A 13,592-nucleotide genomic window follows, 5' to 3' on the forward strand; every position below is an offset into this window, starting at 1 on the left:
CGCCCTCACCATTTTTACAGGAACAAGCAGATGACCGATACGAGGCCCATCGCTGTCTTCGGCGCAGGCGGGAAGACCGGCACCGAGCTCTTGAGGCGTGCCATTGCCCGAGACATACCGATCCGCGCCTTTGAACACACCGTGCCTGGGCCAGGCGAGCGGGTGGGCGACTTCGAATATATCGAATGCGATGTGCTGTCGGATAATTTCGCGGGCGATCTCGATGGCTGCCGCGCGGTTATCTCGACCCTCGGTGTCGCTTTCGGTCCGGGCAATGCGATCGATCCACCGCCGCTCTATACCGATGGCACGCGCAACCTGCTCGAGGCGATGGCACAAGCGAAGATCGACCGCATTGCCGTAATCTCCGCTGCCTTCGTCGAACATCAGTCGAGCGTCCCGGCCTGGTTTGAACTCACTGCCAAGCCTGCATTGTTCAATATACTCGAGCAGATGCGCTCCATGGAAGTGATGCTCAGCGACGCCCAAGGTATTAAATGGACGGCCGCACGGCCGGGCTGGCTGCTGGATGAGCCTTACACTGGCGACGCCGTGATTACGGACGAGCGGCTGGCGGAAGGCTGTTTCCGGTGCCGTCATGCTGATCTCGCGGCGAGCCTGCTTGAATTCGTGTGCGAAGACACCTGGATCAACGCAAAGCCTGCCATCGGCAGGCCCGAAGCCGAACGTTTCGAAAGTCCTGGTGCCATCAAGGCCGAACTCGGTATCGATTGAGCGTCGTATCATTTATCGTTCTGTAACAAGCCCGAACGTTACAAGTTTTGAGCAACAGACAAGGAAAATTGTATGTTTCTGGAGAAGATCAAAACCCCTGGCCTCTCGCACCTTTCCTACATCATCGGTTCGGGCGGACAGGCAGCGGTCATCGATCCGCGCCGGGACTTCGAGGTCTATGTCGAAAGGGCCCGGGCTGAAGGGCTGGAGATAACGCATATCTTCGAAACCCATCGCAATGAGGATCTGCTCAGCGGCTCGCCGATCCTTGCGGACTTGACTGGTGCGACGGTTCACCACGGTCCCAATCCGGCCGGAAACGTGGCCTTCGCCAACACTACGCGCGAAGGCGATTGTTTCGAGCTGGGTCAATTGAAGATCGAAGTGCTTGAAACACCTGGACACACCGACGATCATCTCGCTTTCGTCATCCATGACAGCGAATATTCCGAGGGACCGGTCGGCGTCTTTACCGGCGATGCCTTGTTCGTCGGCGATGTCGGACGCACCGATTTCTATCCCGAGCGCAAGGAAGAAGTCGCGGGCCTTCTTTTCGACTCCCTGCAGAAACTTTGCCGCCTCGGCGACCAGGCGATCATCTACCCGGCGCATGGTGCGGGCTCGGTCTGCGGGTCGGGAATGGCGGACCGGGAATTCTCGACAATCGGCCACGAGCGGCGCAACAACCCGCGCCTGCGCATCTCCGACCGCGATGAGTTCATCAAGGCGAAGGTAGCAGAACACCACTACCAACCTCCCTATTTCCGGCTGATGGAACGGCTTAACCTCGAAGGGGCCGATGCCGCGCCGCGGATTATGCGGCCAAGGCGTCTGGGGCTGGACGACCTTCGCGAGAGCGGCGCCGATCACCTGGTCGATGTGCGCGAGCCGCTCGCCTATGCCGCCGGTCATATGCCGGGTGCCATGTGCCTTCCGGTGGGAATGATACCGGCCTTTGCCGGATGGTTCCTCGGTGAAGGCGACAGGATTGCCCTCGTCGCTTCCGAGGAAGACCAGCTAGCCCACGCCATGGCCCATCTGGTGCGCATCGGTCTCGATAATGTTGTCGGCGGCTATGTCGGCGTGGTTCCAGCCGCTGCTCAGGGCAAAGCGATGCGCAGCATTCCCATGATTGGCACCGAGGAAGTCGCGCGCAGGCTCGATCAAGACAGCTGCGAATGGACTTTGCTCGACGTGCGCGACGCGGACGAACGACAAGATGCAAGCATCGACGGGTCAGAGCATATCTATGTTGGCGAGCTCAACAAGCGATGGAAAGAGCTCGACCGCGACCGCCACTACACGCTGATGTGCGCGAGCGGCATGCGGGCGAGCGTTGCGGCAGGCTGGCTCGCAAGCCAGGGCTTCAAGCGCCTCGACATCTATCTCGGTTCCATGGGCGCTTGGAAAAACGCGCATGGCTGAAGTTTGGCCTGTCAGACTTCGAGGCGCAGACCCCGCAGCCGCAGCGCATTGCCTATCACCGATACGGAAGAGAGGCTCATGGCTGCGGCCGCAATCATCGGGCTGAGCAGCACTCCGAAGAAGGGATACAGCACGCCTGCCGCGACCGGAATGCCGAGTGTGTTGTAAGCGAAGGCGAAAAACAGGTTCTGCCGGATGTTGCGCATCGTCCCACGCGACAGCACGATGGCCTGCACCACTCCTGTCAGGTCGCCGCGAACCAGCGTCACGCCTGCGCTTTCGATTGCGACATCGGTGCCGGTGCCCATCGCAATACCAACATCGGCGGCAGCCAGCGCAGGAGCATCGTTGATCCCGTCCCCGGCCATGCCGACCCGGCGACCTTGCGCTTTCAGCTCTTCGATCTTGCGGTGCTTGTCTTCGGGCGAGACATTCGCATGCACTTCGTCGATTCCCATTTCACGGGCGACCGCTTCGGCAGTGCCGCGGCTGTCGCCCGTGAGCATAACGACCCGGATGTCGCGCTTATGCAGCGCCGCAATGACCGCTGCACTGGTAGGCTTGATCGGATCGGCCACCGCGATGAGCCCTGCCGGACGGCCATCGAATGCCACGAACATCACTGTTTGACCCTGCCTGCGGCCACTTTCGGCCGTGCCGAGCCAGGCCTCGTCATCGATCCCGACGCGCCGCATCATCTTCTCATTGCCGATCGCAACCCGGCGGCCCTGGACATTGGCTTCAACACCTTCCCCGGTCGTCGAAGCGAGATCCGTGGCATTGGCGGGCGAGACCCCGCGCGTCCGCGCACCTTCGACGATGGCGTGGGCCAGCGGATGTTCGCTCCCCATTTCGACGCCTGCAACCGCAGCCAGGAAATCGGCTTCGTCGATTCCTTCTGCTGGCGTCACCGCCACCAGATCGGGCTTGCCCATCGTCAACGTGCCGGTCTTGTCGACCACTAGCGTATCGATCTTCTCGAGTGTCTCCAGCGCCTCGGCATTGCGGATCAGGATGCCATGCTGGGCACCCTTGCCCGTGCCGGTCATGATCGACATCGGCGTAGCGAGACCAAGCGCGCAGGGACAAGCGATGATCAGGACCGCAATGGCATTGACCAGCGCATAGGCAAGCGCAGGTGCGGGACCCCAGATTCCCCAGACCACGAAGGTGGCGATGGCTATCACCACCACCGCAGGCACAAACCAGCCCGCCACCTGATCCGCCAGTCGCTGGATCGGTGCGCGGCTGCGCTGCGCCTCGGCCACCATCTGGACGATCTTGGACAGCATCGTGTCCTTGCCCACGCCGGTTGCGCGCATAATGAACCCACCAGTCTGGTTGACTGTGCCGCCGATGACTGTGTCGCCAGCCTGTTTGGCGACCGGAAGCGGTTCGCCGCTGATCATGGATTCATCGATCGCGCTCGATCCCTCCTCGATTTCTCCATCGACCGGAACCTTATCGCCGGGGCGGACGCGCAGACGATCGCCTGTGGCCAGCTGGTCGAGCGGCACCTCGCGCTCATCGCCGGAGCCGAAGATCTTGACCGCGCTGGGCGGTGCCAGCTCGAGCAATGCGCGCAAGGCGCTCGAGGTCGAGCCCCTGGCCTTGAGCTCGAGGACCTGTCCGAGCAGGACAAGCGTGGTTATGACCGCTGCCGCCTCGAAATAGACCCCGACCCGTCCCGAATGGTCGCGGAACGCTGCAGGGAACAGATCGGGCGCGACCGTCGCCACCACGCTGAACAGATAGGCGATGGCAACGCCAAACCCGATCAGCGTGAACATGTTGAGATTGCGCGTCTTGAGCGACTGGATGGCCCGAACGAAGAACGGCCAGGCTCCCCAAAGAACAACCGGTGTGGCAAGGGCAAACTGCGCCCATTGCGCCCAGGCAGGTTCGATCAGCCCGTCGAAACTGAGCCCCGGTGCCATGTCGCTCATCGCGTAGACGAACAGCGGCAGCGTAAGCAGTGCGCTCCACCAGAACCTACGCCGCATGTCGACCAGTTCGGGGTCGGGGCCATCGCCCAGCGAAACCGTTTCCGGTTCGAGCGCCATGCCGCAAATCGGGCATGAACCTGGCCCGGGCTGGCGGATTTCAGGGTGCATCGGGCAGGTGTAGATCGTGCCTTCGGGCACATCCTCGACCGCGTCGAGATGCGCGCCCGAGAGATAGAGCTCGGGATCGGTGACGAACTTGTCGTGACAGCGCGGCGAACAGAAATAGTGTTTCGCGCCATCATGCGTCGCGATATGCTGAGCCCCGTCGATTGCAACGCTCATGCCGCAAACCGGGTCGATCGCAGTACCCTCGATTACGCTCTCGTTCTTGCTCATCGCCTGTCCTTCCTAGCTCTTCACGACTACGAACTGCCCCATCATGCCTGCATCCTCGTGTTCGAGAATGTGGCAGTGATACATGTAGGGCAGGTCTGGGTCGGTGTGTTCTTCAAAACGCAGGAGAAGGCGTACCTGCTCGCGCGGGTTGACGATCACGGTATCCTTCAAACTGGTTTCCAATGGTGGGGGCGCTCGGCCATCGCGGTCGATCACACGAAACTGGACGTTATGGATATGAAACGGGTGGGCCATCATGGAAGCGTTGGCGATCTCCCAGATTTCCCATTGGCCGACGGGCACACGTTCGTTGATCACATCCATGTCCATCGCCGCACCGTTAATGGACATTCCGCCGCCCATCATGCCCATGTCGAGAACGAAACGCCGGGTTCGGACGGCTGACGACAGGTCGGGTGGAGCAAGCGATGCCAGTTGTGTCGGCACCCTGATGCGCTGGGCCGAACTTGCCGGCCTGATATCGAGGATTTGAAACACGTCTGCGGAAGCATCGCCGCTATCGCCGCGCCCCGTCATCCCGCCGCCCATCATTCCGCGTCCGCCCATCATGTCCATGGCGTTTTCGGGACTGCTGGCAAGAAGGCGAAGCGGGCGTCCTTCCGAGAGATCGATAATTACCTGCGCGCGCTCCCCCGGGGCGAGCCTGACCGAGCGGACGATGTGCGGACGATCGAGCAAGCCGCCATCGCTCGCGATCAGTTGCATCGAACGATCACCTTCGAGCGAAAGATCGTAAAGGCGGGCGTTCGATCCATTGAGGATGCGCAGCCGCAATTGGCCTGTCTGTGCGTCGAACACAGCGTTTTCAGTGCCGTTGACGAATATCCGGCTCCCGCGCACGCCCATCATCCGCGTGTGCATGCTCAGCGGGTACACCAAGCGGCCGGATCCATCGATGACGCGGTCCTGCACGATCAGCGGAATGTCGTCGACGCCATAGTCGCTCGGCAAGTCGAGGCGCTCTTCCTCGTCATCGCGAACAAAAATCGGCGCGGCAAGCCCGGCATAGACCTGCGGCCCGGCTTCGCGTTCCAAATGCGAATGACACCAGTAGAGCGAAGCCCGCTGGCGAACTTCGAAAGAGGGGCTCCAGCGTTCGCCGGGACGGATCAACTGATGCGGTCCGCCATCGGCTGCGGCAGGAAGTTCGAAACCATGCCAATGGACCGTAGCGCCTTCGGCCAGCTTGTTGTCGATATGAAACTGCACCCACTCGCCCCGGCGCATTTCAAGCGTCGGTCCCAGATAGGGTGCGTCGATGCCGATGGTGGGCGAAGCAACACCGGGGACGAATTCCTTCTGGCCCGGTGTCAAAGACAGGCGGAAAACCCGTGCGCCCTGCTCAATCTCGCCACGCTGCAAGGGCGGTATAGCGAGCGGATTGGACCCTGGAGTGCTGTCCAGCATCGATGCGTCTTGCGCCTTGCATCCCGCAAGCGGGAACGCGGCAAAGCCTGCAGCAGCAAAACCAGCGCTTTTGATCAGTGTGCGGCGGTCCACGGGGAATGCCTGGGTGATGCGCGGTATCCGGATCATGCTCCTCCTGTTTCGCGATGGGCGGCACCAGATTTGCCTGGCACCACCCAACCGATTTACTCCTTCGTGATCGACGTGATCACACTGCCTTCAGAACCAGTACGAAATTCAAAGGCAATTCCCTCACCGACGCTTACTTCGCTGCGCAGTTGCTCATCGGCTTCGAACGCCATGGTCATTGCCGGCCATTCGATTGCGGGAACCGGGCCGTGGTCGACGGTGATCGTACCCGCTTCGGCGTCGATGGCGGTGACGGTGCCTTGCGCACTCGCGGACTGCATTGCGTTGCCGGTATCCGCCATCGGCATATCCTGGCCGTCCATCATCATTGCATCTTCAGCCATCGGCATGTCCTCCATCTCGGCAGTGTCCTGGCCAGAATCGCAGGCTGCCAGCGCCAGCGGCGCGGCCAATAGGGTTATGAGGGTTGTGTGACGCATTCTTCTTCTCCTTGGGGTTGGGTTGGCCGTTCCGGCCGGGGACGACGCAGCAACAGATAGGCTGCGGGAAGCACGAACATGGACAGGAGCGGCGCGGTGATCATCCCGCCGATCATCGGCGCGGCGATGCGGCTCATCACTTCGGAGCCAGCCCCAGTGCCGATCAGGATCGGAAACAGGCCGGCGAGGATGACCGCGACGGTCATTGCCTTGGGCCGGACGCGCAACAATGCCCCTTCACGGATGGCGGCGGAGACTTCCTCCGCATCCGGGTCCTCACCGCGCCGCTCCAGCGCAGCTTTCAGATAGATCAGCATGATGACGCCAAATTCGGCTGACACCCCGGCCAGCGCGATGAAGCCGACGGCGGTCGCGACCGACTGGTTGTATCCCATCAGGTAAAGCAGCCAGAAGCCGCCTGTCAGCGCGAACGGCAAGGTGCCCATGATGAGCAGCGCCTCGTCGAACCGGCGGAAGATCAGGTAAAGCAGCAGGAATATGATCGCGAGCGTAGCCGGAACGACGATCTGCAGACGTTCGTAGGCCCGCGTGAGATATTCAAACTGCCCGGCATAGGACAGGCTGACGCCCGGAGGCAGATCGACCTCGGCCGCGATAACCTCCTGCAGATCGCCAACCACAGAAGACAGATCGCGCCCGCGCACATCGATATAGACATAGCTTGTGGGACGGCCCTGTTCGCTCTTGAGCATGGGCGGGCCGCTGGTCACACGCACCTGCGCAACGGTACCAAGCGTGATCTGCTGACCAGACGGGGTCAGCACCGGCAGATTGCGCAGCTCGTCGACACTGTCGCGGATCTCGCGCGGATAGCGAACATTGATCGGGTATCTTGCGAGGCCTTCGACTGTACGGGCCACATTGGCACCGCCAATTGCGCCGGAGACGATCTGCTGCACGTCGGCGATGTTGAGACCGTAGCGGGCCGCTTCCAGCCGGTCGATATCGACATCGACATAGCGGCCTCCCGACAGCCTTTCAGCCAGCGCAGAACTGACGCCGGGAATGTTCTTTGCCGCCTGTTCGATCTGGAGCGCGACGCGTTCCAGCTCGCCGAGATCTTCGCCCGAAACCTTGACCCCGATCGGGCTCTTGATCCCGGTTGCGAGCATGTCGATCCGGTTGCGGATCGGCGGCACCCAGACATTGGCAAGGCCAGGCACCTGCACGGCGCGGTCCAGTTCCTCGACCAGCATATCCGGTGTCATGCCCTCGCGCCACTCATCGCGTGGTTTGAAGCGGATGGTCGTCTCGAACATTGTGAGAGGGGCGGGATCGGTGGCGGTATCGGCGCGCCCGGCCTTGCCGAACACGGTTTCGACTTCCGGTACGGTCATGATCAGCCGGTCGGTGCGCTGTAGCAGCGCTGACGCCTCTCCGGGAGACAATCCAGGCAGGGCGCTGGGCATGTAGAGCAGGTCGCCTTCGTCGAGCGGCGGCAGGAATTCGCCGCCAAGCCGCGAGAAGGGAACGAGCGTGGTCAGGAAGACCAGCCCAGCGATGACCAAAGCGGTCTTCGGGCGGCGCATCACCCAGTCTAGCCCGGGCCGATAGTCCCGGGTCAGCACGCGATTGACCGGGTTGCTGTCCTCTGCCGGAATCTTTCCGCGCACCAGCCATCCCATCAGCACCGGAACCAGAGTGATCGACAGGATCGCAGCAGCCGCCATGGCATAGGTCTTGGTAAAGGCCAGCGGTGCGAACAGCCGTCCCTCCTGCGCCTGCAAGGTGAACACCGGCAGAAACGACAAGGTGATGATCAGCAGGCTGAAAAACAGCGCCGGGCCGACTTCCTTCGAGGCATCCGCGACGATCCGCCAGCGCTCCTGGACGGACAGAACCGTGTCAGGGTTCTCCTCGGCCCAGCGCTCCAGATGCTTGTGGGCGTTCTCGATCATCACCACCGCAGCATCGACCATCGCGCCGACCGCGATGGCGATCCCGCCAAGAGACATGATGTTCGCGTTTACGCCCTGAAAGCGCATCACGATGAAGGCCGCGAGCACGCCGAGCGGAAGGGTGACGACCGCGACGAGTGCCGAGCGCGCGTGCCACAGGAACAGCAGGCACACCAGGGCAACGACAATGAATTCCTCGATGAGCTTGGAGGTCAGGTTTTCGACCGAAGCATCGATCAATTGCGAACGGTCGTAGGTGGTGACGATCTCGACCCCTTCGGGCAGGCTTGCCTGCAATTGTTCGAGCTTCGCTTCGACCGCCGCAATTGCGCTGCGCGCATCGGCGCCCTGGCGCAGAATGACGATACCGCCGGCAACCTCGCCTTCGCCGTTGAGTTCCGCAATGCCGCGCCGCAGCTCCGGGCCGATCTGGATATTGGCCACATCGTCCAGCGTTACCGGAGTGCCGCCCGCTTGGGCGCGCAAGGGTATGCTGCGAAAATCCGCCAGCGTGCCGAGATAGCCCGAGGCACGGACCATATATTCGGCCTCGCCCATTTCGACGATAGAGCCCCCGGTTTCCTGATTGCCTGCCTGCACCGCGCGGACCACTTGCGCGTGCGTCACGCCCAGCGAAGCCATGCGATAGGGGTCGAGCACGATCTGGTACTGCTTGACCATGCCGCCCACGCTGGCGACTTCGGCGATGCCGGGAATGGTTTTCAGCTCGTAGCGCAGGAACCAGTCCTGCAGGCTCCTGAGCCCGGCCAAGTCGTGACCGCCGCTGCGGTCGACCAGCGCATATTCGTAGATCCAGCCCACCCCGGTTGCATCAGGGCCGAGTGTGCTCTGAACCCCGTCGGGCAAGCGGTTCTGGACCTGGTTCAGATACTCCAGAACGCGAGAGCGCGCCCAGTAGAGGTCGGTCCCGTCCTCGAAGATCACATAGACGTAGCTGTCTCCGAAAAAGGAATAGCCGCGCACGGTCTTGGCACCGGGGACCGACAGCATGGTCGTGGCCATCGGATAGGTCACCTGGTCCTCGACGATACGGGGCGCCTGACCTGGATAGTTCGAGCGGATCACCACCTGTACATCGGAAAGGTCCGGCAGGGCATCGACGGGCGTTGTCCGTACCGCCCAGAAACCGGCCAGCGCCAACCCTATCGCTGCCAGCACCACGAAAAAGCGATTGGCGATCGAGCTATCGATAATGCGCGCGATCATTGCCCGGTTTTCCGGATCGAGACGATGCGCGGACCCGTACTGGCTTGCACAAATGTGAAGGAGACCCGGTCGCCGCGCGCGAAACCGCGCAGCTGTTCCGGTCCTTCGCTGGCGAAGGGCATGGTCATCGCCGGCCATTCGAGCGCAGGCACCGGACCGTGGCGCAAGGTCACGCTGTTGGCGTTTATGCGCTCGATCGTCCCGGTCGCGCGATAAGTCTGTGGCTCATCTGCATCGTCCGATCCTCGGTCTTCGCTCGCACCGGATGGTGCCTGATCGACGGGACGCACGTCGATGCCGGCAAGGCTGGCTTCGGAATCGAGCAGGAACTGGCCCGAGGTGACCACTCTCTCTCCTGCAGCCAGCCCGGCAAGGACTTCGGTCCGTCCGTTCGCTTCGCGGCCGATACGGATTTCGGCGGGCCGATTGCCGCCGCCTTCCTGCGCGATCATCACCAGGGTCCGCTCGCCGGTGCGAATGACAGCTTCCGAAGGGACCAGCAGCGCTTCGCGCCGTTCAGGCGCGAGCATCACTTGGGCAAACATGCCAGGCTTGAGCCGCAGGCCCGGATTGGGCATCGCTGCCCGCACGGTGATCGTGCGGCTCGCATCCTGCGCGCTCGGCAGAATGGCGATGATGCGTCCGGCAAACCGTTCGCCGGGAAAGGCAGTGAGAGTGGCGCTCACCGGCTGCCCGACACGCGCGTTGCCAGCCAGTGCCTCGGGTACCGCCGCCTCGAGCCAGATCGGACTGTACCCGCTGATCTCGGCCAGCGATTGGCCCGCCGCCACGGTCATGCCCGGCCTTACCCCGAGCGACGTGATCGCGCCCGATTGCGGTGCAGTGACGGTGATGATCGTTTGCGGCCGTCCGCTTCGGGCGACCGAGGCGATCATCGAGTCCGGCATGCCAAGCAGCCGCAGGCGCTCGCGAGCGGCCCGGGTCAACGCTTCGTCGCCGGTTGCGGCAACAGCAAGATACTCGTTTTGTGCGCCGCCCCATTCGGGCACCAGAATGTCGACGATCGGAGCGCCTCTGGCAATCAGGTCCTGCGGTGCATGGCCGTAGGTCCGCTGAACATAGCCGCCGGCGCGCGGCTGAACGATCGCCATCTCGCTGCCGTTATAAGCGAGCGTGCCGGTGACGCTGATTTCGGGCTCCAGCACGCCATATTCCGCTTCAGCAGTCCGGATCCCGAAATTCTGGACGAGCGTCGAATCGATGCTCACACCCCCGGCGCCCTGCGCGTCGCCGCCCGCACATTTGGGAACAAGCTGCATGTCCATGAAAGGAGATTTGCCCGGCTCGTCGAAGCGCTGATCAGGGACCATCGGATCGTACCAGTAGAGCACGTCCTCGCAGCCCGTATCGGTCGCTGCATCGCCGCCGCCGCTCTCGCCGCCGAGCGTGGACAAACCATAGCCCGCCAACAAACTGACCAGAGCAATGCCAAGCCCAGCCGCATACATGCGCTGGCGCGGTGTGAATCGTTCGAGCGCGGAGTTCATGGCCTGCTCTCCCCGTAGGTGAGTCGCAGCCTCACCGCCGCCTCGACAGCTGCCTGTTCGCGCTCGAGTATCTCCAGTTCGAGCAGCGCGAGCGCGGATTTCGCCGCAATGACATCGACGAGATCGGCACGCCCGGCCGCGAAGCTGGCTGTCTCGAGGTCGGCGCGGTCGCGCGCCAGCGGGAGAAGCTCGTCACGCGCGCGTTCCCATTGCCGCACTGTGCTGCGCCAAGTGGCCAGATCGGCTTCGAAGCCGGCAACCAAGGCGCGCCTGCGATCCTCGCGCTCGGCCGATGCGGCGGCGGCCTCGGATTCGGCTGCGGCAATGCGCGGATTCTGCCGCCGGTCGGTAAAGATCGGTAGTGTAATGGACCCCATGATCGACACCGCATCGCCGAAATCGGGGTTGCGGCGACCATAGGTGGCGCTCACGCCGAAATCGGGTCGTTTCTCGGCGCGTGCGAGCGCGACACCGGCTTCGGCCCGGCCTCGTTCGGCATCGGCCAGCAGGATTTCGGGATTGCTCTCGAGCTCGAACCGCAGCCGTTCCTGATCGAGGACAGCCGATGGCGCGGCACCCAGAGCAACCGGATCTGCGAGCGGTACATATCGGGAAATCTGCGCTTGCGCCGCGTCGCGCTCGGCTTCGATAGCGGTAATCGCATCCTCAATTCCGAGTAGCTCGCGCCGGATGGCCAGACTCTCTGCCGGGCGGGCCGACCCCGAAGCGACAGCACTGTTGGCCACCGGAACGAATGCTCTCAGTTCGTCGAGCGCGCCTTGGGCAAGATGAAGCCGCGCTTGCGCATAATGGAGCCGGACCCAGGCCGTTCCCGCATCGGCGAGAAGAATACGCTCGGCCATGCCAAGGCGTGCCTCGGCGAGGCGCACTTCCGAACTGGCAACGCCGAACCTCGCCCGTCGACGGGCGAGATTGGGGATTTCCTGCTCGATACCGATTGCGATCTGCGTGGGGAGTTGCCGGTCTGGGTCGAACGCGGCAGGTCCGGTCACAGGAAGGTTCATGATCCCTGCACGCACACGCGGATCGGGAAGCTCGTCCGCCGCCTCTGCTGCTTCGCGCCGTGATTGAACACGCAGCGCGCCAGCTTCCAGAACGGGCTGTTCGCCCCGTACCGCTGCAAGTGCTTCCTCGTATCCGACAGACTGTGCTTGTGCAGTCTGCGCGGCGAGCAGGGCCGAAAACGGCACCCAGCCAATTCGCCAATCCATAATTCTCACTCTTTCAAAGCAAGCTGACCGGGAAGGTCCACGGCGCACGCGGTCAATCGACCGGGCGCTGGGCCTGTTTATCCGTCAAGCTCGCAAGCGATGCGATGCACCGCCCGGGAAATGCTAGATGGTGAGCTGGCGTTGTGGAGGTGGCGATTCCGGCGGTAGCGGCTGGCTCTCGAGCCTGCTGGCACTCGCGGAAAGGTACTGAGGCGCAACAAAAAGCGGTTCTGTATGCGCCAGTCCCGAGCCGGTAAGCGCCAGGGGCGGAAAACAATTCATCGCAACGAGACAATCGAGTGTCATCTCGCAGCAAGGCCCGTGCTGCTCGGCATTGTCCTTATCGGCCATCACCTGCTCGGGCATTGTGTGATTGGGCATGCCTTGCACCATTTCAGCGCAATCAGTCGTTCCGGCCACTTCAATCTGCGGAACAGCTGCCTGTGCTGCGTCCTGCACAAACAGGCCGAAGCTGAAGCAGATCAAAGTAAGAGCACGAATATACGTCACCGGTTTGGGATAGTCCGAACGCATACGATGTGCAAGTCGGTTATCAGGCTGAAGACAAAGGTCAGATTTATGTTTTCGCTTCAGCAAACCCGAAGCCCAAACCTATTGCTCAAATTTGCCTAACAGCAACCTGACTTTGACGCTTCCTCGGTGGGTTCCGATACCTCACGCACCAGATCGCCGGTCTCTTTTTCGTTCGCGTGCCGAGCAATGTCGGCTTGTGAAACGATGCCGCAACATTTGCCACTCTCGTCCACAACAGGAAGCCGCCGAACTTTGTTGTCCTCCATTTTGCTGCGACAATCATCGACACTCGTGTCGGGTGTGACAGTAATCGGAGAGCTTGTCATCACGTCTTCTACCGACGTGTCAGAAGACTTGCCGTCTGCGACGCAGCGACAAGCAATGTCACGATCGGTAATCACTCCGACCAGTGTGCCGGAATCATCTACAACCGGAATTTCGCCGCAGTCGTTTTTCACCATGAGATTAGCGGCCTCCCGTACCCTGGTCGAAGGATTGCAGCATGCAGGATTCGAGGTCATCACATTCTTGGCTTCCATGATATGTCTCCAATTTCTATTAAATACCTGAATATTTGCGTACCATTGCAACGGCGAGGCGCCGGATAATGTTCCTCTCGCATTTCCGGATGAAATCGATATGGACGAACGGGCACGGTCATGCCGAACGAAAG

Annotated in this window: 10 protein-coding genes; 2 read left to right on the plus strand and 8 right to left on the minus strand. The window is 62.0% G+C overall.

Annotated elements, in window-relative coordinates:
• The first annotated feature begins 30 nt into the window (after window positions 1-30).
• Both HG250_RS03530 and HG250_RS03535 read left to right on the plus strand, forming a co-directional pair.
• A complete protein-coding gene (locus tag HG250_RS03530; RefSeq protein WP_086438289.1) occupies window positions 31-735 on the plus strand; it encodes an NAD(P)-dependent oxidoreductase in 705 nt (234 codons plus the stop codon).
• Between the two features lie 72 nt (window positions 736-807).
• Window positions 808-2,160 carry an MBL fold metallo-hydrolase gene (locus tag HG250_RS03535; RefSeq protein WP_086438288.1) on the plus strand — a complete coding sequence of 451 codons (1,353 nt, stop codon included), beginning with the start codon at window positions 808-810 and terminating at the stop codon, window positions 2,158-2,160.
• A gap of 11 nt (window positions 2,161-2,171) precedes the next feature.
• On the opposite strand, the gene HG250_RS03540 is transcribed toward HG250_RS03535, so the two are convergent.
• The 8 genes from HG250_RS03540 to HG250_RS03575 form a co-directional block, all read right to left on the minus strand.
• The gene (locus HG250_RS03540; RefSeq protein ID WP_007163847.1) at window positions 2,172-4,502 is read right to left on the minus strand and encodes a heavy metal translocating P-type ATPase; all 2,331 of its coding nucleotides are present in this window, start codon (window positions 4,500-4,502) and stop codon (window positions 2,172-2,174) included.
• A 12-nt stretch (window positions 4,503-4,514) separates the two neighbouring features.
• Window positions 4,515-6,059 carry a multicopper oxidase family protein gene (locus HG250_RS03545; protein WP_170002806.1) on the minus strand — a complete coding sequence of 515 codons (1,545 nt, stop codon included), beginning with the start codon at window positions 6,057-6,059 and terminating at the stop codon, window positions 4,515-4,517.
• 56 nt (window positions 6,060-6,115) lie between these two features.
• A complete protein-coding gene (locus HG250_RS03550; protein WP_225982093.1) occupies window positions 6,116-6,499 on the minus strand; it encodes a copper-binding protein in 384 nt (127 codons plus the stop codon).
• The gene (locus HG250_RS03555; RefSeq protein WP_170002808.1) at window positions 6,478-9,645 is read right to left on the minus strand and encodes an efflux RND transporter permease subunit; all 3,168 of its coding nucleotides are present in this window, start codon (window positions 9,643-9,645) and stop codon (window positions 6,478-6,480) included. Before HG250_RS03555 ends, HG250_RS03550 begins: the two co-directional genes overlap by 22 nt.
• Window positions 9,642-11,153: an efflux RND transporter periplasmic adaptor subunit gene (locus HG250_RS03560; protein ID WP_170002810.1), complete on the minus strand. Its 1,512-nt coding sequence runs from the start codon at window positions 11,151-11,153 to the stop codon at window positions 9,642-9,644. Before HG250_RS03560 ends, HG250_RS03555 begins: the two co-directional genes overlap by 4 nt.
• Window positions 11,150-12,385: a TolC family protein gene (locus HG250_RS03565; RefSeq protein ID WP_090479078.1), complete on the minus strand. Its 1,236-nt coding sequence runs from the start codon at window positions 12,383-12,385 to the stop codon at window positions 11,150-11,152. Before HG250_RS03565 ends, HG250_RS03560 begins: the two co-directional genes overlap by 4 nt.
• A gap of 123 nt (window positions 12,386-12,508) precedes the next feature.
• Window positions 12,509-12,919, minus strand: coding sequence for a hypothetical protein (locus tag HG250_RS03570; protein WP_090479081.1), 411 nt, complete (start codon window positions 12,917-12,919; stop codon window positions 12,509-12,511).
• A gap of 95 nt (window positions 12,920-13,014) precedes the next feature.
• Window positions 13,015-13,458, minus strand: coding sequence for a CBS domain-containing protein (locus tag HG250_RS03575; RefSeq protein WP_090479084.1), 444 nt, complete (start codon window positions 13,456-13,458; stop codon window positions 13,015-13,017).
• Window positions 13,459-13,592 lie beyond the last annotated feature (134 nt).

Source organism: Pseudopontixanthobacter vadosimaris, assembly GCF_012979275.1.
Taxonomy (GTDB): Bacteria; Pseudomonadota; Alphaproteobacteria; order Sphingomonadales; family Sphingomonadaceae; genus Pseudopontixanthobacter; species Pseudopontixanthobacter vadosimaris.

Coding starts and splice junctions, on each gene's coding strand:
- HG250_RS03570 (WP_090479081.1), bottom strand. CDS start 12,919: ATGCGTTCGGACTATCCCAAACCGGTGACGTATATTCGTGCTCTTACT.
- HG250_RS03555 (WP_170002808.1), bottom strand. CDS start 9,645: ATGATCGCGCGCATTATCGATAGCTCGATCGCCAATCGCTTTTTCGTG.
- HG250_RS03540 (WP_007163847.1), bottom strand. CDS start 4,502: ATGAGCAAGAACGAGAGCGTAATCGAGGGTACTGCGATCGACCCGGTT.
- HG250_RS03575 (WP_090479084.1), bottom strand. CDS start 13,458: ATGGAAGCCAAGAATGTGATGACCTCGAATCCTGCATGCTGCAATCCT.
- HG250_RS03565 (WP_090479078.1), bottom strand. CDS start 12,385: ATGGATTGGCGAATTGGCTGGGTGCCGTTTTCGGCCCTGCTCGCCGCG.
- HG250_RS03545 (WP_170002806.1), bottom strand. CDS start 6,059: ATGATCCGGATACCGCGCATCACCCAGGCATTCCCCGTGGACCGCCGC.
- HG250_RS03550 (WP_225982093.1), bottom strand. CDS start 6,499: ATGCGTCACACAACCCTCATAACCCTATTGGCCGCGCCGCTGGCGCTG.
- HG250_RS03530 (WP_086438289.1), top strand. CDS start 31: ATGACCGATACGAGGCCCATCGCTGTCTTCGGCGCAGGCGGGAAGACC.
- HG250_RS03535 (WP_086438288.1), top strand. CDS start 808: ATGTTTCTGGAGAAGATCAAAACCCCTGGCCTCTCGCACCTTTCCTAC.
- HG250_RS03560 (WP_170002810.1), bottom strand. CDS start 11,153: ATGAACTCCGCGCTCGAACGATTCACACCGCGCCAGCGCATGTATGCG.